Origin of the sequence: Pantoea sp. 18069 (assembly GCF_902706035.1) — a bacterium.
GTDB lineage: Bacteria > Pseudomonadota > Gammaproteobacteria > Burkholderiales > Burkholderiaceae_C > Comamonas.
In genome coordinates, this window is record NZ_CACSJA010000014.1 from 80,613 (window position 1) to 98,296 (window position 17,684).

At 63.2% G+C, this 17,684-nt stretch carries 14 protein-coding genes; 3 read left to right on the forward strand and 11 right to left on the reverse strand.

Features of this window, described 5'->3' with window-relative positions; genetic code table 11:
* Positions 1-89 precede the first annotated feature (89 nt).
* Entirely contained in the window at positions 90-1,118 is a 1,029-nt protein-coding gene (locus GVL12_RS13115; protein ID WP_200843730.1) for an AraC family transcriptional regulator, read from the forward strand.
* Positions 1,119-1,171: 53 nt separating this feature from the next.
* Here GVL12_RS13115 and GVL12_RS13120 read toward each other — a convergent pair whose 3' ends face one another.
* Positions 1,172-2,224 carry a YeiH family protein gene (locus tag GVL12_RS13120; RefSeq protein WP_200843731.1) on the reverse strand — a complete coding sequence of 351 codons (1,053 nt, stop codon included), beginning with the start codon at positions 2,222-2,224 and terminating at the stop codon, positions 1,172-1,174.
* Between the two features lie 103 nt (positions 2,225-2,327).
* On the opposite strand from GVL12_RS13120, the gene GVL12_RS13125 reads away from it, so the two are divergent.
* A complete protein-coding gene (locus GVL12_RS13125) occupies positions 2,328-3,245 on the forward strand; it encodes a LysR family transcriptional regulator (RefSeq protein ID WP_159914647.1) in 918 nt (305 codons plus the stop codon).
* A 13-nt stretch (positions 3,246-3,258) separates the two neighbouring features.
* On the opposite strand, the gene GVL12_RS13130 is transcribed toward GVL12_RS13125, so the two are convergent.
* A complete protein-coding gene (locus GVL12_RS13130; protein WP_159914649.1) occupies positions 3,259-4,272 on the reverse strand; it encodes an AraC family transcriptional regulator in 1,014 nt (337 codons plus the stop codon).
* Positions 4,273-4,419: 147 nt separating this feature from the next.
* On the opposite strand from GVL12_RS13130, the gene GVL12_RS13135 reads away from it, so the two are divergent.
* The gene (locus tag GVL12_RS13135; protein ID WP_159914651.1) at positions 4,420-5,478 is read left to right on the forward strand and encodes a 3-keto-5-aminohexanoate cleavage protein; all 1,059 of its coding nucleotides are present in this window, start codon (positions 4,420-4,422) and stop codon (positions 5,476-5,478) included.
* 318 nt (positions 5,479-5,796) lie between these two features.
* Here GVL12_RS13135 and GVL12_RS13140 read toward each other — a convergent pair whose 3' ends face one another.
* The 9 genes from GVL12_RS13140 to GVL12_RS13180 all read right to left on the reverse strand — a co-directional run bounded on the left by GVL12_RS13140 (position 5,797) and on the right by GVL12_RS13180 (position 17,390).
* Positions 5,797-6,519 (reverse strand): DarT ssDNA thymidine ADP-ribosyltransferase family protein, encoded by a 723-nt coding sequence (locus tag GVL12_RS13140; RefSeq protein WP_159914653.1) that lies wholly within the window; start codon positions 6,517-6,519, stop codon positions 5,797-5,799.
* Entirely contained in the window at positions 6,506-6,745 is a 240-nt protein-coding gene (locus GVL12_RS13145) for a hypothetical protein (protein ID WP_159914655.1), read from the reverse strand. Before GVL12_RS13145 ends, GVL12_RS13140 begins: the two co-directional genes overlap by 14 nt.
* Positions 6,746-6,965: 220 nt before the next feature.
* Positions 6,966-9,623: a bifunctional acetate--CoA ligase family protein/GNAT family N-acetyltransferase gene (locus GVL12_RS13150; protein ID WP_159914657.1), complete on the reverse strand. Its 2,658-nt coding sequence runs from the start codon at positions 9,621-9,623 to the stop codon at positions 6,966-6,968.
* 37 nt (positions 9,624-9,660) lie between these two features.
* Positions 9,661-11,460, reverse strand: a complete 1,800-nt coding sequence (locus GVL12_RS13155; RefSeq protein ID WP_200843732.1) for an alpha/beta hydrolase — start codon at positions 11,458-11,460, stop codon at positions 9,661-9,663.
* A gap of 104 nt (positions 11,461-11,564) precedes the next feature.
* Complete coding sequence (gene phbB, locus GVL12_RS13160; protein ID WP_159914659.1) at positions 11,565-12,314, reverse strand: acetoacetyl-CoA reductase; 750 nt, start codon at positions 12,312-12,314, stop codon at positions 11,565-11,567.
* Between the two features lie 474 nt (positions 12,315-12,788).
* The gene (gene msrA, locus GVL12_RS13165) at positions 12,789-13,550 is read right to left on the reverse strand and encodes a peptide-methionine (S)-S-oxide reductase MsrA (protein ID WP_159914661.1); all 762 of its coding nucleotides are present in this window, start codon (positions 13,548-13,550) and stop codon (positions 12,789-12,791) included.
* Positions 13,551-13,565: 15 nt separating this feature from the next.
* Positions 13,566-15,386 carry a cytochrome c biogenesis protein DipZ gene (locus tag GVL12_RS13170; RefSeq protein ID WP_159914663.1) on the reverse strand — a complete coding sequence of 607 codons (1,821 nt, stop codon included), beginning with the start codon at positions 15,384-15,386 and terminating at the stop codon, positions 13,566-13,568.
* 40 nt (positions 15,387-15,426) lie between these two features.
* Positions 15,427-15,936, reverse strand: a complete 510-nt coding sequence (msrB, locus tag GVL12_RS13175) for a peptide-methionine (R)-S-oxide reductase MsrB (protein WP_159914665.1) — start codon at positions 15,934-15,936, stop codon at positions 15,427-15,429.
* 113 nt (positions 15,937-16,049) lie between these two features.
* Positions 16,050-17,390: an ATP-binding protein gene (locus tag GVL12_RS13180; RefSeq protein ID WP_159914667.1), complete on the reverse strand. Its 1,341-nt coding sequence runs from the start codon at positions 17,388-17,390 to the stop codon at positions 16,050-16,052.
* Positions 17,391-17,684: the final 294 nt, after the last annotated feature.

Genomic DNA, 17,684 nt, shown 5'->3' on the forward strand with positions numbered 1-17,684 from the left:
CCTCGACGCAATCAAGAACAGTGGGCCCGGCAACGGCCGTTGCCTGGTCACGCTCTCGCATCCAAACGGCCTTCGCCCCCCAAGAGCCCATGCCCACCCCCCACATGACGCCGCGCATCCGCAGCATCAGCCTGAACAAATATGCGAAAGTCGCGCAGGAGTTCGGCCTGGACCCGTTGCGCATGCTCAGGCAGGCCGGACTGGACCACAGCTGCCTCAATTCACCCGACCTGCTGGTGCCCGAGACCGCCTTCGCCCAGATGCTGGAAACGTCTTCGGCGCATGCCGGCAATGCCGCGCTGGGTCTGCTCATGGGCGCCTGCTGGCGGCTGCCGGACTTCGGCCCGATCAGCCTGCTGCTGCAGCACCAGGCGAGCCTGGCCGCGCTGCTGCAAACGCTCAAGGACTACCCGCACCTGATCAGCAGCACGATCACCATGGAAATCGTGACCCAGCAGCGGCTGTCCATAATCCAGCTGCAGCTGCGTACCGAGCGCGACACGCCGGGCCGCCATCCCATGGAGCTGGGCATCGCGGCCTTGCTGAGCCTGTGCCGCCACCAGCTCGGCCGCGACTGGAACCCGGTCAGCGTGCACTTCACGCACGCCGCGCCCGCCAATTCAGCGCACCATCGCCGCGTGCTGGGCTGCGAAACCGTGTTTGCCTCGAACTTCGACGGCATCGTGCTGAGCAACCAGGACCTGCAATTGCTCGACCCCGAACACGACAGCCACATGGAAGGCCACGCGCGCCAGCTGATCGACGTCCATGCGCCGCGCCCCGCCACCCACGGCGTGGAGCAGCGGGTGCAAAGCACGCTCCAATCCCTGCTGCCCCACGGGCGCCACGGCATCGCCCAGGTCGCCAGCGCGCTGGGCTGCACCTCCCGCTCCCTGCAACGCCAACTGGAGAGCCGCAACACCAGCTTCCAGGAAACCCTGGATGCGGTGCGCAGCCAGGCCGCAGTCCGGGCCCTGAAGAACCCGCATCTCTCGGTCAGCGAGGCCGCCGCGCTGTCAGGTTTCGCGGAAAACAGCTCGTTCACCCGCTGGTTCAGCAAGCATTTCCAGCAAAGCCCCAGCCAGTGGCGGCTGCAGCACCTGTGCGGACCGGACTGAGACCACGCCCCACCGCCAGCCGCGTGGGCGCGTAGCGCAGGAGATGCGGTGTTTCAGGCCCGCAGATGGATGGCGGCGAGCACAAAGCCCGCCATCCACAGCGTTTCCACCAGCAGCAGCGCAAACGGCCGCCAGCCGGCGCGGGCCAGTTGCTTGAAGGAAGTCTTCATGCCCAGCGCGGCAATCGCCACGACCAGGCACTCGCGCGAGATGTCGCTCAGACCGGTCTGGATCGCTGCCGGCACGGCGCCCACCGAATTGACGATCACCAGCGCCACGAACACCCACAGGAACCACGGCACCAGCGGCTGTTTCTTCTGCACGGCGTCCGCGCCTTCCGCCTCGCGCTGGCGCTTGAACAGCGAGGACACGATCACCACCACCACGGCCAGCATGGACACGCGAAACAGCTTGACTATGGTCGCATAGTCACCGGTTTCCTGGCCCAGCATGAAGCCGGCACCTACGACCTGGGCGACATCATGGATGGTCCCGCCCAGAAACAGGCCGGCCAGTTCGGGCGGCAAGTGCAGCAAGCGCGCGATCAGCGGATAGATCACCATGGACAAGGTGGACAGCACGGTCACCGTGACCACCACCATCAGCGTGAAGCGTTCACTGTCCCTGTTGCGCGGCAGCACCGCCGAAATCGCCAAGGCCGCCGACGCGCCGCAGATCGCGACCGCACCGCCCGACAACACGGACTGCGCACGGCTCAGGCCCAGACGGCGCCCCAGCCACACCCCGCACAGCAGCGTGCTCACCACGGCAGCGACCACGATCGCCGCCGTGCTCCAGCCCAGGCCCACGATCTGGCTCGCCGTGATGCGCGCGCCCAGCAGCCCCACGCCCAGGCGCAGCACGGTGCGCGCGCAGAACTCTATGCCGGGCCGGGTCTTGGGGTCGGCGCTGAGGTAGTGAAAAGCCACGCCAAAGAACAGCGCATACAGCAGTTGGGGGCCGCCGTGCAAGTGAGACACCAGCGTGGCGGCCATGGCCACCACGGCGGACAAGGCCGTGCCGGGCAGGCATTGCAGCAGGCGCTGCACACCGCTTTCGGGCCGGGCGGGGTCTGCAGGCAATCGGGGAGACAGGAAATTGAGCACGCTGAATCTCTTCCAAACAGGGGGTATTGAAGTGCTTAGCCACTTTCTGCATTTGATAATACGAAAAACTCATAAAGAAAAAAATCGGATAATTTCACTCAGAATGATCGATAAAACCACTCACCCCGCGTACCAGCGATTGCGCCTGAGCCTGCGCCAACTCGAGGTGTTCCTGGCCACGGCGCGCGGCGGCAGCACCCGGGCCGCGGCCGACCGCATCGCGCGCTCGCAATCCGCGGCCAGCGCGGCACTGGCCGAACTCGAAGCCGCGTTGGGCTGCGAACTGTTCGATCGCATAGGCCGGCGGCTGCAGCTCAACGAGAACGGGCGCGCGCTGCTGCCCAAGGCGCAGGCGCTGGTCGATCAGGCGGGAGAAGCCCAGGACCTGTTCATGCACGAACACGCCGCGCCGCTGCGGGTCGCGGCCAGCTTCACGATAGGCGAATATCTGCTGCCGCGCCTGGTGTCGCGCTGGACGCAGCTGCACCCGAAAAGCAAGATCCATCTGCGCATAGGCAATACCAGCGAAGTCATAGACGCCGTCGCCGCCATGGACGTGGACATCGGCTTCGTGGAAGGCTCGCAGACGCATTCCGACCTGGTGGTGCAGTCCTGGGGAGATGACGAGATCGTGGTCATCGCGGCGCCGGGCCATGCGCTGGCGCAGCAATGCGCGACGACGCAGCAGCTGGCCCAGGCCACCTGGGTGGTGCGGGAACACGGCTCGGGCACACGCCAGATCACCGATGAATGGCTGCTGAACAACCTCGAACAGGTGCGCATAGGCTTCGAGCTGGGCAGCAACGAGGCGATCAAGCGCGTGGTCGCGGCCAGCGATGGCCTGGGCTGCCTCTCACGCCACGCCGTGGAGCAAAGCGTTGCCGACGGCCATCTGATCGAACTGCAGACCCGCCTGCCCAAGGCCAGGCGCAAGCTGGCCATCGTGCTGCACCGGGAAAAGAAGCTGGGCCGGGGGGCCACGGACTTCCTGGCGCACTGCCGCGCCGCCGCCGCGTTTTAGCCGTTTTTAGCGGCTAAAAATCAGCCGCCTGTTTTTTCCACTGCGAGGCGCTGCAGCCGAACTGGCGATCAAACCAGTGGCTGAAGCTGCTGGGCCGGGAAAAGCCCAGCAACTCGGCGACCTCTCCGAGCGGCCGGTCGCTCTCGCGCAGATGGCGCCGGGCCAGGTCCGAACGCACCTGGTCGAGCAGGCCGCTGAATGTGAGCCCCTCGGCCACGAGCCGGCGGTGCAGCGTGCGTCTATCGATGTGCAGAAAGCGGGCCAGCTCCGACGCCGTGCAACTGCCACCGGGCAGCAGTGCGAGCATGATCTGGCGACAGGTTTCCTGCACGCTGTCATTGCGGTCCATGAGGGCCGTTTCGAGGTATTTGCGCACAAAGCCCGCAGCGACCTGGTCGCCAAGTTCGCGCGGCTGGGACAGGTCGCTCGCCCGGCAGACCAGGCCGTTGAACTCCTGATTGAACTTCACGCTGCGCCGGAAAAATGCGCGGTGCGCGCCCACGTCCTCGGGCGGGCGATGGGTGAAGCACACTTCGAGCGGCTGCCAGTGCGCGCCTATCAATTCGCTGAGCATCTGAAACATGCCGCCCACCGCGAGCTCCACCGACTGGCGCATCTGCAGTCCGGGCGTGGGCAGCAGCTCCTCGCGGATGATCACCACGCTGCCCGCATCCTCGACATGGAGGATGAGCGAAGCATTCACCAGCTTCAGATAGCGGCACAGCGTGTCGAGCGCGTCCCTGGGCGTGCTCGCCTCTCTGAGCACCAGGCTGATGGGGCCCAGCGCCGAAAGCCTGCGCCGGGCCGCCAGGCGCAGCGCCAGATCCTCGGTGTGCGTGGCACGGGCCGTGATCTCCAGCAGTTCGCGCACGGCGTCCCTGGGAATCAGAAGTTCGGGGTCCTGGAGAAACTTCGGCTGCAGGCCCACCGCGCGCAGGAACACATGGGGGTCCCTGCCCAGCGACTGCACCAGCTCGACATAACCGTTCAAGCTGCCGCTGCGCACGAAATGCGAAATCTGTTTCATGTCCCTGTGGTGCCCGCGCGCTGCGCGCGCGGCATTTGTCCCGAATAAGCAATTCTACGTCCCATAAAAGCAAGTGCAAAGCCGGCGCGCGCCAGACACTGGGGCCACAGATTCCCGACGTTCGCGTTTCACCCCGGAGACCCCAGCATGAACTTCCTCGACGGCCACCTCTATCCCGAAAACCAGCAGCCGCTGATCATCACCGCCGCGCCCTACGCGCCGGGCTGGATTCCCTCGGACTTTCCCGAAGACATTCCGGTCACCATGGAAGAGCAGATCCAGAAGGCGGTCGACTGCTACGAAGCCGGCGCCACCGTGCTGCACCTGCATGTGCGCGAAGCCGACGGCAAGGGCTCCAAGCGCCTGTCCATGTTCAATGAACTGATCGCCGGCGTGCGCGAGCGCGTGCCGGAAATGGTCATCCAGGTCGGCGGCTCCATCAGCTTCGCACCCGAAGACGACGGCTCGGCCGCCAAGTGGCTGTCCGACGACACGCGCCACATGCTGGCCGAGCTCAGCCCCAGGCCCGACCAGGTGACGGTGACCGTCAACACCACGCAGATGAACGTGACCGAGCATGCGGGCGAAGAGGATTTCCGCGGCGTCTCGCGCGGCTTCCCCCACCTCTACAACACCTACAAGGACATGATCGTCCCCTCGAACCCCAGTTGGGCCGAGGAACATGTGCGCCGCCTGTCCGCCGCCGGCATACAGAGCGCATTCCAGTGCTACAACATCAACAGCTTCGAGACCATAGAGCGCATGATCCGCCGCGGCGTCTACAAGGGCCCGCTGGTGATGAACTGGGTGGCGATCAGCGGCGGCATGGACCAGGCCAACATCTACAACCTGGCCAACTTCCTGCGCGCCGCGCCCGACAACGCCGTGATCACGGTGGAAAGCTCGGTGCTCAACGTGCTGCCCATCAACATGATAGGCATGGCCCTGGGCCTGCATGTGCGCTGCGGCATCGAGGACGTGCTGTGGAACCAGACCCGCACGGGCAAGATGAGCTCGGTCGAACAGATCAAGCAGCTGGTGCGCATCGCCGGCGAATTCGGCCGCCCCATCGCCAGCGCCCAACAGGCCCGCGAAATCCTGCAACTGGACGTGTTCTACGAAACCGCCGATCAGACGCTGGCCGCCAATGGCTTCGCGCCCAACCGCAAGGGCGGCAACCAGGGCTTTCTGCGCAAGCCGGACTGAAGCTTGGGGGGAGCGGATTCCATCTGGCCGAAGTGCCTGCGCCCGGCGCAATGGCAGCCTCGCTGACTTATGTTTTTTGGCTGCTGCGGCCATCGTGTGCGATCCGCTGCACGCAGGATTCTTCCGTGTATCGACCAATTTCCATTGGATCCACTTCGGAGCGGGAACCATCTTCCCAGAAACTGGCGTCTCGGAGAAACCTTGCAGGCCGGCGTTAAGCGGGTCCGCAGCTAATTCTTTTATGGTTACGGCACAGCTTTTCATACAAGACGGCTGTCTGCTACCCAAGACCGCTCATAAAAATCCCCTCACCATCTTCTATTCATAATATCTAAACATATTAGGTGAAATTTCAATGCCGAAATTCATGCCAGAGCCAACAACCTCAACCCCCTCTCCAATCTCATAAACTTCTACGCCAATCCATTGAAGTTCATTACCACACACCTCTTTTTCTCGCGCTGCCAACCCAGCCTCAACGGCTAACTCCTCAATCATGTCGCATATGTCATGCATTGTATCTTCATTATTTACAAAAATCTTGGAAAATTTGCTTGCAGGTACCGCATCTGGCGAAAGGCATTCAGCCATGGTTGTCAAGTTGCACTTGCCTTTATGAATGAAATTATAATTATAATTTCTGTAAAAATGTTCATAATGAGGCTTCATATTATACCAATTGATTTTTTCAAAACCCACAGAATAATCGAGAATTTCCGGTGTTCCAGAATATGACAAAGGGTGCTTGGGGATCACTTTCCAACTATCGTCTTTTGCGACCCCACGATCAATTGCGATATACAAGAATTCCTCAACGTAGGTTTTATGTACGCTGTAATCAAATTGACTCCCATACACCCAATGAAACGGCACATATTTATCCAAACCGTACTCTGATCTTTTGCTTATTATTGATTTACCTGCAACATCTACAAAATCATCCAACTCAGCACGAGCCAGAAGCCCCGAAGCTAGAATACCGTCAATATTACCTACAGGCGTGAGGTGATAAATATACTTCTCTGTTTTATAATTTGGCATTTTTTAAAATTAATAAAAACAATTGCTGATTTTCAAAATAGCGACTTGATATCCAGTGTGAATTTCTTGAACAAGCCTGCATCAATGTCTGCAGCGACCAGAAGTGGCTGACACGGCGCAGATCTTCAGTCCAGGCAAAGCGCGAGGCTCGCAGACGGTGCGAACACAGCAAGGCAGCGATCCCTGGCGCGAGGTCGTGCTGGCCACCCGAAAAGACGCCTTCCACAGGCAGTCCAGGTTGCGTACAGCGTATTTGTGGCGCTCGAAGTAGATAGTATATTTCAATCGAAATAAATTTTCGATTGAAATTTAAATCAGCTCATGCAATGCTAGGAGTGTCCCGCCGGCCTGGCGGCTGATACCAAGGTCTGGACGAATCACCCGGGACGGCTTGCTCGTCTGCACGCTTGGCCATGCCCTCGATGGCATGTTTGCCGCGCACCCGATCAACGCAACGCCAGGCGCAGTGCCACGACATCCTGCAAGGGATCGGCAACGACTTCAAAGCCAGCGTGCCGAACCAGTGCCGCCACCCCCCGGTTTTCCGGCAGGCATTGCCCGACGATCTCGGCGGTGCCGCGCTCGCGCAGGTAATCGATCAACTTGTCGAGCAGCCTACGCCCCAGGCCCTTGCCTTGCCAGTCAGACGCCACCTGGATGGCAAACTCCGCCCGGAAATTGTCGGGATCGCACACGGCCCGCACCTCTGCCACCATGGTCTGGCCGGCCAACGCGATGAAAGTCATTTCCCGGTCATAGTCGATCTGGCTATAGCGTGCCAGCTCGGAATGCGGCACCTCGCGCCGCATCAGAAAGAAGCGCAAACGCATGTCCGCCGGCGCTGCTGCGGCATAAAAGTCCTTCAGCCTCTCACCGTCCTCGGGACGGATGGGTCGCAGCAGCAGCTCCTGACCTGCCAGCGCTATACGCTCTTCCAGCGCCGACGGGTACGCACGGATGGCCAGCCGGCTGCCCTCGCCCGCAGCCACCGCCCGCAGCTTGACCCGCGCATCCAATGCCAGCACGCCGCGCTCATCGGCGAGCAGCGGGTTGATGTCCAGTTCGGCCAGCCAGGCCAGGTCGCAGGCCATCTGTGAGACTTTTCGCAGCGTGGCCAGCAATGCCTGCTCGTCCACGGCGGGGCGGCCCCGGTAGCCGGCAAGCAAAGGCCCTATCCTGCTCCTGGCGACCATGTCGCGCGCCAGACTCGCATTGAGCGGCGGCAGGGCGACCACATGGTCCTTGCGCAACTCGACGGCGGTGCCACCCTCGCCAAACAGCAGGGCCGGGCCGAACACCGCATCGGTGGCAATGCCGACGATCAGCTCGTAGGCGCCGGGACGCTGGGCCATGGCCTGCACGGTGAAGCCTTGCACCGAGGCCTGGGGCAGCAGGTGCGCCACTTGCGCAAGCATTTTCTCCCCCGCAGTCCTGACCGATTCGGCAGACACCAGACCGAGCGCCACACCGCCGACATCGGACTTGTGGATGATTTGCGGCGAAACGATTTTCAAGGCAACGGGATAGCCGATTCGATTCGCGGCAGAGACCGCCTCTTCCAGGCTGCTGACCTGCATCGTTGCAACCGTGGGAATGCCATAGGCCCGCAGCAGTGCCTGGGCCGACGCCCCGTCGAGCCACTCGCGACCGTCGCGCAGGGCCTGCTCGTACAGTGACTGGGCCTGCGCCCGATCCGGCGTGAAATCTTCCAGCGTGGCGGCGGGAAGTTGTTGCAGGGCTTGCTGATTGCGCGCGTAGTCGAGCCGTTGCAACCATGCCGCCACCGCGCGCTCGGGCGTGTTGTAGGAAGCGATGCCGGCTTTTGCGCTGGCCTGGCGTGCGGCCTCCACGGTCAAGCCCCCCAGCCAGCAGCTCAGTATCGGCTTGTCCGCCGTCTGCATCAGCGGCAAGCAGGACAAGGCGATTTGGCCAGCCGCGACGATGGCCGTGGGCGCATGCATGAAAAGCACGCCATCCACCTCCGGCGCCGCCAGCAGCACACGCAATGCGTCCTGGTAGCGAGCGACGGGCGCGTCTCCAATGATGTCAATGGGATTGCCGTGCGACCATGTGGGCGGCAGGCATTGGCTCAAGCTGGCCACGGTCTGCGCGCTCAGGCTGGCAAGCTTGCCACCCCCCAGCTCCAGCGCGTCGGCCGCCAGCACACCAGCCCCCCCGCCATTGGTGAGGATGGCCAGCCGCTCGCCACGCCAGGGCCGCATATGCGCCAAGGTCTCCGCCGCATCAAACAGCGCCTCCAGGCTGTCCACGCGCAACATGCCCGCCCGCCTGACGGCGGCGTCAAACACCGCGTCGGAGCCCGCCAGGGCGCCGGTATGCGATGCGGCGGCCCTGGCGCCAGCGGGCGCACGCCCGGCCTTGACCACGATCACCGGTTTGTTGCGCGAGGCCGCGCGCGCCGCCGACATGAATTTTCGTGCATTCTTGATCGATTCCGCGTACAGCAAGATCGCACGCGTGCCCGGATCGCTGGCGAGGTAATCGATCACGTCGCCAAAATCCACATCCACGCTGTCGCCCAACGAGATGAAGTTCGAAAAGCCGATGGCGCGGCTATTGGCCCAGTCGAGCATCGCGGTCGCCAACGCTCCGGACTGGGTGACAAACGCCAGCGCGCCGGGCAAGGCATTGCCGGGAGCAAAGCTGGCGTTCAGGCCTGCGCCGGGCACCAGTGCGCCAATGCAGTTGGGCCCGAGGATGCGCAGCAGGTGCGGGCGCGCCGCGTCCAGCATGGCCTGCTCCAGCGAAACGCCGCCTTCAGTCGTCGCCTTCAACCCTGCCGTCAGCACGATGGCGGCGCGTGTGCCCTTGCGGCCAAGGGCAGCGATCAGCTCCGGCACCGCGGATGCGGGCGTGCAGATCACGGCCAGGTCGGGCGCCTGCGGCAGCGAGGCGATATCGGGCCAGGCCCGCTCGCCATCGACACGCACATGGCGGCGGTTGACCGCCCAGAGCGGGCCCTTGAAGCCGCCCTGCTTGAGATTGCGCAGCACCAGCAGCCCCAGGCTGCCCTCGCGGTCGGAAGCACCGATCACCGCCAATGAAGCGGGCTGAAAAATGGCCTCGAGATTGCGAACGCTCATGGGAAATCCTTGCAGAAAGTCAGACCTGCCCCCCGGCTTAGCTCAGGTGCACATAAAGCCCGGGCGCCGCCAGGGGCGCGCCATTGAACGCCAGCGCCTTGATCGGTGCGGGCTGGATCATTCCCGAAGAGTGGGCGTGCAGCCATTCATGCCAGCGAGGCCACCACGATCCGCGGCGCGCAGGCGTCGCGTCGAACCAATCCTGTGGGTTGTCGAGTACCTCGCCAGGCGCATGGGAAGCGCAGCGAAAGCCGGCCTGTGAATGCGCAACGGGGCCGGCAGGCGGATTGACGATACCGGCGTTGTGCCCGCCTGCGCTCAGCACAAAATCCACGGGACCGGACACGAGACCGCTGATCTTGTATACCGATTTCCATGGCGAGACATGGTCGGCCTCGGTGGCGACCAGGAACAGCGGCACAGTGATGTCTGCAAGACTGATCGTCTTTCCCGCAATACGGTAACGCCCTTCCGCCAGGTCATTGTGCAGGTAAAGGCGGCGCAGGTATTCGCTGTGCATGCGTTGCGGCATGCGCGTGGCATCGGCATTCCAGGCACGCATGGCCGTCATCGGCGTATGCGCACCCATCAGGTACTCATGCACCAGCTTGGACCAGACCAGGTCCTTGGAACGGATCAGCGCAAAGGCGCCCGCCATTTGCCGGCCGTCGAGATAGCCACGCTCGGACATCAGATCCTCGAGGAAAGATATCTGGCTTTCGTCGATGAACAGGCCCAATTCACCGGGTTCATGAAAATCAGTCTGCGCCGCCAGCAGCGTCAGTGTCTTGAATGGGTGGCAACCCCTGCCGCTCAAGGCTGCCGAGGCAATGGCCAGCAGCGTGCCGCCCAGGCAGTAACCCATTGCATGGATGAGGGCCTGCGGTCGAATCAACTGTATCGCCTGGATGGCTTCCATCACGCCGCACTCCAGATAGTCGTCCAGGCCCAGGTTGCGGTCATCCCCGTCAGGGTTTTTCCAGGACACCATGAAAACGGTATGCCCCTGTTCAACCAGATAGCCGGCCAGGGAGTCATTGGGCGTCAGGTCAAGAATGTAGTATTTCATGATCCACGACGGAATAATGACGACCGGCTCCCTATGGACATTGGCCGTGGCAGGCTCGTACTGGATGAGCTCAATCAACCGGTTCTTGAATACGACCTTCCCCGGTGTCAGCGCCACCGCCTGGCCCGGCAGGAACTTCTCGACACCGCGTGGTTTTCCATCGCCCAGCACGGCCAGTGCATCACGCCACCAATTGGAAAATCCATTGACCAGATTTTCACCACCCGTGGTCAGCGTCTTCTGCAGCACCCGGGGATTGGTCGCGATGAAATTCGAAGGTGACCAGATATCCAGCCACTGGCGCGTGGTGAATGCCGCCACCTCCTCATGGTGCCGGGACACGCCTCGAACGCCGGTCATGGCCTCGGCCCACCACTGGTCCTGCAGCAAGAACGCCTGGGCCAGGGAATTGAACGGCGGCTGGCTCCAGTCGCTTCGCACAAAGCGCTTGTCCCGCGGCGTTGGCGCAAGCTTTGGAGCGCTCTCGTCCTGCCAGGACTGCGCGGCATACTGCAGCCAAACCAGCGACTTCGACACGGCACTGAAGAGCAGATCGACCTGCTTGGACGGTGAAAGCAATAGATGGTTGAACCAGTCGGCATAGGCCAGGCTCACCGAGACAGGCGAGACTCCATGGGACAGGCGGGCCAGCCAGCGATGCAGCGCAAGCTCTGTCGGGACCTGTTCATGCCCCCGGGGGGACAAACTGGAAAGCATCATCGGACATCCCTTTCGGTGGTGGCAAACACTTGAACCGAATACTTTCAACCGCGCCGCAGGCTTGACCTAGGCCGTATCAACGAGCAGCCCGCGACGGCCTGACCCTGCCGGCTGTGGCGCAGCGACGGCGGAAATGGCGGGTCGGCGCCGGGTCAGTACATATGCTGACCTCCATTGATCGACAGGTCGGCCCCCGTGACAAAGCCCGCGTGCTCCGAAGCGAGGTAAGCGACCAGTTCCGCAACCTCCACCGGATCGCCGAGCCGGCCTACCGGAATCTCGGGGAGGATTCGCTGCTCCATCACGTCGGGCGGCACCTTCTCGGTCATGCGCGTTCTCAGGTAGCCAGGCGAGACCGTATTGACAGTGATATGTCTGCCGGAAAACTCCATCGCCAGCGATTTCGTGAAGCCATGAATGCCCGCCTTCGATGCCGCGTAGTTGGCTTGACCAAAAGCGCCGCGCTGTCCATTCACGGACGATATATTGATGATGCGCCCCCACCCAAGCGACAGCATGTCCTCTATGACCTGCTTTGTCATGTTGAACATAGAATCGAGGTTGGTTCGAATCACCGAATCCCACATATGCGGCGTCATTTTCCGGAAACTCGCATCCATGGTGATTCCCGCGTTATTCACCAGCACCGAAATGGGACCATATTGACGACGAATGGACTCCACGGCAACGACGCAGGAATCAAAATGTGCGACGTCCACCTCGACCGCAGCGAAGTCATAGCCCAGCCTCTTTTGCGCCTGCGACCAGACGGCGACATGCTTGTTTCCTGGAGAATGCAGGGGAATGACAGCAAATCCGCCGTCTGCCAGTCGCCGGCAAGTGGCCTCACCCAGGCCTCCCGTTCCACCGGTGACCACGGCGATACGCTGTGTCTTTGCCATAGAAAATTCCTTCAAGACGTATAGTTGATTTCACATTCCCTGTGGAATTCAATCGCTTCTTGTTGCCGGCATTTCAGTGAAGCGAACGAAAACCATTGCTTCGCGATTCAATACCAAGCGAAGACACCGCCACCGGCAAACGACCCGCTCGCAATCCGCCCTGTTCTTTTTTCATCCGCCAGGATCACGGATAATCCATCCTCCGATGCAATGCCATTTTGCATCCCGGAAAAAATGCCGTGGCCTCCTGCAGCGCTCGGTCTGCCGTAGGACTATCTACCTATGGGGAAGAATATCCAGTGCTTGATTCCGTCCACTGAATTCTCCCAGGCAGATAGCGGGCAGCAGCGCAGGCTTCTTTCGCAGTGGCGTTGCGTTCGGGCTCCTTGGCACGCTCAGCGGAAATACCGCGCGCATTCCTGAACAGCTGCAGCGTGCCGGACGCACAGACCCAGCAATCCGCTCCAGGCGCTGTTACCTGGGCCTTGCCAGGACCAGGGCGGGCTCGGACCGATACCGGTCGGGGAAAATCCTCTTCAACGCGCCGAGCTTGGGCAGGTCATTGACGACGACGTAGGGATGGCCTGGATTGCGGGTCAGAAAATCCTGATGGTAGGTTTCCGCCGAATAGAACACCCGATCGGCTTCGATCCTGGTCACGATCGCCGCCTCGAATGCGCGCCCCTGATTGAGCTGCGCGATATAGGCCTTGGCAGTGCGCTCCTGTTCGTCGCTCCGTGGAAAGATCGCCGAGCGGTACTGCGTCCCCCTGTCCGGCCCCTGCCGGTTCAACTGCGTAGGATCGTGGGCGACCGAGAAGAAGATCTGCAGGATCTGCGCGTAGCTGACTTGGCGCGGGTCGAAGGTGATCTGCACAGCTTCCGCATGTCCTGTCGTTCCAGACCCGACAACCTCGTAGACGGCCGTCTTCTTCTCGCCGCCGGCATAGCCGGAGACTGCATTGGCGACGCCCTTGACGTGCTGGAAAACGCCCTGCACTCCCCAGAAACAGCCGCCGGCAAGCACGGCGACCTCGGAGGCCGGTAGATCCCTGGGCGCTGCGCCGGACGGGAAAGGCGGGAGGGCCCGCGCCTTGCTCGACGCCGCTGCGCCATTCCAGAAGGTGGCGCCAAACGCCGTGGCGACGACAGCGCCTATGGCCAGCACCGCACGCCGCCGCGGTGCGGCGAGTTCGGGCTGGACCAGCCCGCCGGAAGATGTCTTAAATGGGTTCATGATTTCGCTCCCGTATCAACCAAACGTGAAGGCAAAGACCTGGGCACCCGGGTCAAGGAATCGGATCTCGAATGTGCGGTCCCTGATCGGACCGGCCTGGCGTATGAGCTGGTACAGCCGCTGTCCTTCGACCACGCCAGTACCGTCGGCGCCGATGTCCACGCCATGGCTGTCACCCGGTGCGGCGCCGTCGATCGTGACCTGGAAACGCACGGGTTTGCCGTCTGCCCCAGGCCCGAGCACGAGGTGCAGGTCGCGTGCATGGAACCGGTAGGCAACCGCACCCGCGCTCTTGTTCGACTCGGCGTGTTCGGGCCGCACGGTCCAATCGCCGGCAAGCCCCCATTCGTTCAACCGCGGCGTACCGACCGTATAGGTGTGGGGAGCATCCGCAACCAGTCCGCCCGGCGAGATGAAGTTCTCGGCCTTCTGGTGGCCCAGGTAGGTTTCCGGTGAACGGACATTGGCCATATCCGGTGCTTGCGCGACACCCTCCGCATCGACGGTAACGAGATCCAGGGGCGTTGCCGCCGTGCTTGCAGCCTCCGCCAGCAACTGCTGTATCACCCGCTCGGACTGCGCATAGCTGCCTTCACCGAAGTGGTGATGGCGGACCCGCCCCTGCGCATCGATGAAGTAGTGTGCCGGCCAGTAGCGGTTGCGGAATGCCCGCCAGATGGCGTAGTCGTTGTCCACCGCGATCGGGTAGCCGACCTGGAGATCCCTGGCCGCCTTGCGAACGTTTGCGATGTTCTTCTCGAAGGCGAACTCGGGCGTGTGCACACCGATGACCACGAGACCCTGGTCCTTGTACTTCTGCGCCCAGGCCCGGACATAAGGCAGCGTGCGCAGGCAGTTGATGCACGAGTAGGTCCAGAAGTCGACCAGCACCACCTTCCCGCGCAAGGACTCCATCGTCAAGGGCGGGGAATTGAGCCATTCCACCGCGCCGCCCAGGCTGGGCCGGGTGGATTCGACGGGCAGATTCGCGACGCCGCCCTGGGCGGACATCGCCGTGCTGCCGGACATGGCCGTGGTGGCGACCATCATGGCATTGGAGCCCGCCATCATCGCGGTGGAGCCAGGCCCCGCCTCGATAGCTTCGTCTGCGGCTTGCGGCTTGATCCTGTCAATGAGCGCCTGTTCGACGGTCGATGTGGTGCCGAGTGACAGCCGCGCCAGTACGTCCGTGTCGAGGCCGAGCGCAATGGCGGCGACGCTGCCCAGCAGCGCGACCCCCAGGCCGCGCCGTATCCACTCACCGGCACCCAAGGATTTCTTCATCGCCGTGAAAATACGTCCGCCCACCGTCAGCGCCGCAGCCAGGGAGGTTGCCGCACCCGCCGCGTAGGCGAGCAGCAAGAGCGAGGTCTGTGCATTGGCGCCGTTCAGCGCCGCGCCCGTCAGCACCAGGCCCAGGATCGGTCCGGCACAGGGCGCCCACAGCAAGCCCGTGGCGACGCCGAGGAGCACCGAGGAGACGAACGACGGGTTCGGGTCGCGTCCGGCCGATTGCGACAGCCGGTGCCCCGCCGCCACCAGCGGCCGGGTCAGCGTATCGGCCAGGCGCGGAACCAGCAGGCTCAGGCCGAAGAAGGCCATCAGCACCAGGGCCGCGATGCGCCCGTATTGATTGGCTTGCACTGCCCAGCCGCCGCCCACGGCAGCGAGCGACGCCACGGCCGCAAAGGTCAGTGCCATGCCGGCAAGCAAAGGCAGTGCGCTCTGGACGAAAGGCTTGTCCGCGCGCGCGAACACGAAGGGCAGGACAGGAAGAATGCAAGGGCTGACAATGGTCAGCACCCCACCGAGGTAGGCAATGATGAGAAGGGTCATGATCTGCTCTGTGGCGATGTCGTGAGACGGGATGGGACCGTCAGGCCGGGCCAGGCTTGAAACCCAGGGCGACACCGTTCATGCAGTAGCGCAGGCCGGTGGGTTTCGGTCCGTCGTTGAACACATGGCCGAGGTGCCCGCCGCAGTGTGCGCACAAGACTTCGGTGCCGTAGAACGGGTTGGCCGTTTCGGAGAGCTCGAGCACCGCGTTCGGCAAGGCCTGCCAGAAGCTCGGCCAGCCCGTGCCGCTGTCGAACTTGGCGCTGGCGTTGAACAGGTCGGCCTGGCAACCGGCGCAGGTGAACCGGCCTGGCCGATGCTCGCCATTCAGCGCACTGGTGAAGGGACGTTCGGTCTGCCCCTTGCGCAGGGTCGCATACTGCGGCGGCGTCAACAGCTTGCGCCACTCTTCGTCCGTGCGGGTCACGGCAAAGCTTCTCCGGTTCGCCGCGCCAGCCGAGCGCAGTCCCGGGTTGAACAAGCTGGCCATGCCGTAGAAAAGCGTGGCGCCGCCGGCTGCGATGAACACGCGTTTGCTTGTGTGGATCATGTCGAGTTCCTGGTGATGGAGATGGATGTTTTGGGATGTGCGAGGCCTTCGCGGCGTGCCCGAAAGGCGTCGCGCTGGTCGGTGTGGAAAGAGAAATGGGAAGCCGCGCCGCGTCAGCCAGGGTCGTCGGCTCGGATGGCCATGCAAAGCCTGGCCTCCAGGCCGCCTTCGGCCCGGTTGTGCAAGCTCAGCCTTGCCCCCACCGCCAGCGCCAACTGGTGCGCAATGGCAAGCCCGAGGCCTGTGCCGCCGGTGCTCCGGTTGCGGGACCCCTCTACCCGATAGAAGGGCTTGAGCACCGCGTCCAGCTCATCGGGCGGGATGCCTGGGCCGTTGTCGAGCACGACGATGACCAGGCGGTCCGCATCGGCGTGCACGCCGACCCGCACGTCGATGGCGTACTTCACCGCGTTGTCGATCAGGTTCATGAGGATGCGGCGCAGCGCATTCGGACGCGTCACGATCGCAGAGCCGACACGCCCTTGCAGCTGCACGTCCTCGCCGGCATCGGCATAGTCCGCGACCATGCTTTCCAGGAGCGCATCGGCATCGACGCGGCACGGTGGTTCGGCTGCGCCGTGGAGCGTGCGCGCATAGGTGACGCCTTCCCGCACGAGCGCGCTCATGGCCTCCAGATCCTGACGGAACTTCACCCTGTCTGCCTCGTTGTCCATCAGGTCGGTACGCAAGCGCAGCCGGGTGATCGGCGTCTGCAGGTCATGCGAGATCGCGGCCAGGATTTGCACCCGCTCGGCCATGTAGCCGCCAATGCGCTGCTGCATGGCGTTGAATGCGCGCGTGGCATGCGCCACTTCCGTGGGGCCATCCTCGCTCAGCGTCTCGCCCTTGAGGTCCGGTCCCAGCCGGTCGGCCGCCGCCGCGAGTCGGGCCAGCGGCCGCGTGACCAGTCGGACCACATGCCAGGCACACAAGGCAAGCACGGCCAACTGGGTCAACAGCACCCACAGGACCCAGCGCGAGACCGGCATGTCCACCCGCCGGGCATCGACGATCACGGTGCTCCCGTCCGTCAAGCCGACCTGAATCCGCAGGCCCGCGGACGGTTCGGCGACCTGGGCCACCTTCACCACCTCGAACAGCCGCAGCGCGTTGACGATGGCGGCAGCGAATTGCTGCTGCATAGGCTCCTCGGGCTCCGGGCCTTCGACGCTGCCCCCCAGCATGAAACGGTAGTTGCGGCGTTCCAGCCCATCCAGCCAACTGGGGCGCTCTGCGCTGGGCACGCGATCCAGGATCGCGATCGAGCTGGCGATATCGCGCTCCAGTCCGCTCATCATCAGTTCGCGCATCGCCACCCCGCGCTCATAGCGGATCAGCGCGAAGGTCAGCAGTTGCGCCACAGCCAGGCCCACGACGATGATCAGCGTCACGCGGGCAAAAAGGGACCGGGGGACGATGGCTCGCCGCAATCCCGCCAAGGCTTCGATGTGCATATAAGGCGTGGCTCCGAAGGTTCCCTGACTGCCGAAGATCAGTCGCCAGGCGTGCGAGGAATCACACAAATGGGTTTATAAGCCGCGAAGCACGGGAAAGCACGGTGGCTTGTACGCCCGTGTATCCAGCTGCGCCTGCAACACAATACATTTCACTGCGAGCGCGCCATCGGATGGCGAGAGGGCCTTCCCGGCCTGCGTCCCGTGCAAGCCGGGCCCATCGTGGATAACAGAGAGGGCAAGCGCCGGAGCCAGAGAACATCCCGAAAGTGGCGACAGCGAACTGCGCTCAGG

What these genes read in the sequence shown, in the direction of transcription:
- GVL12_RS13130 (WP_159914649.1), bottom strand. Translation starts at nt 4,272, where the DNA reads ATGAAACAGATTTCGCATTTCGTGCGCAGCGGCAGCTTGAACGGTTAT.
- GVL12_RS13135 (WP_159914651.1), top strand. Translation starts at nt 4,420, where the DNA reads ATGAACTTCCTCGACGGCCACCTCTATCCCGAAAACCAGCAGCCGCTG.
- GVL12_RS13180 (WP_159914667.1), bottom strand. Translation starts at nt 17,390, where the DNA reads ATGCACATCGAAGCCTTGGCGGGATTGCGGCGAGCCATCGTCCCCCGG.
- GVL12_RS13140 (WP_159914653.1), bottom strand. Translation starts at nt 6,519, where the DNA reads ATGCCAAATTATAAAACAGAGAAGTATATTTATCACCTCACGCCTGTA.
- GVL12_RS13150 (WP_159914657.1), bottom strand. Translation starts at nt 9,623, where the DNA reads ATGAGCGTTCGCAATCTCGAGGCCATTTTTCAGCCCGCTTCATTGGCG.
- phbB (WP_159914659.1), bottom strand. Translation starts at nt 12,314, where the DNA reads ATGGCAAAGACACAGCGTATCGCCGTGGTCACCGGTGGAACGGGAGGC.
- msrA (WP_159914661.1), bottom strand. Translation starts at nt 13,550, where the DNA reads ATGAACCCATTTAAGACATCTTCCGGCGGGCTGGTCCAGCCCGAACTC.
- GVL12_RS13170 (WP_159914663.1), bottom strand. Translation starts at nt 15,386, where the DNA reads ATGACCCTTCTCATCATTGCCTACCTCGGTGGGGTGCTGACCATTGTC.
- GVL12_RS13115 (WP_200843730.1), top strand. Translation starts at nt 90, where the DNA reads ATGCCCACCCCCCACATGACGCCGCGCATCCGCAGCATCAGCCTGAAC.
- GVL12_RS13125 (WP_159914647.1), top strand. Translation starts at nt 2,328, where the DNA reads ATGATCGATAAAACCACTCACCCCGCGTACCAGCGATTGCGCCTGAGC.
- msrB (WP_159914665.1), bottom strand. Translation starts at nt 15,936, where the DNA reads ATGATCCACACAAGCAAACGCGTGTTCATCGCAGCCGGCGGCGCCACG.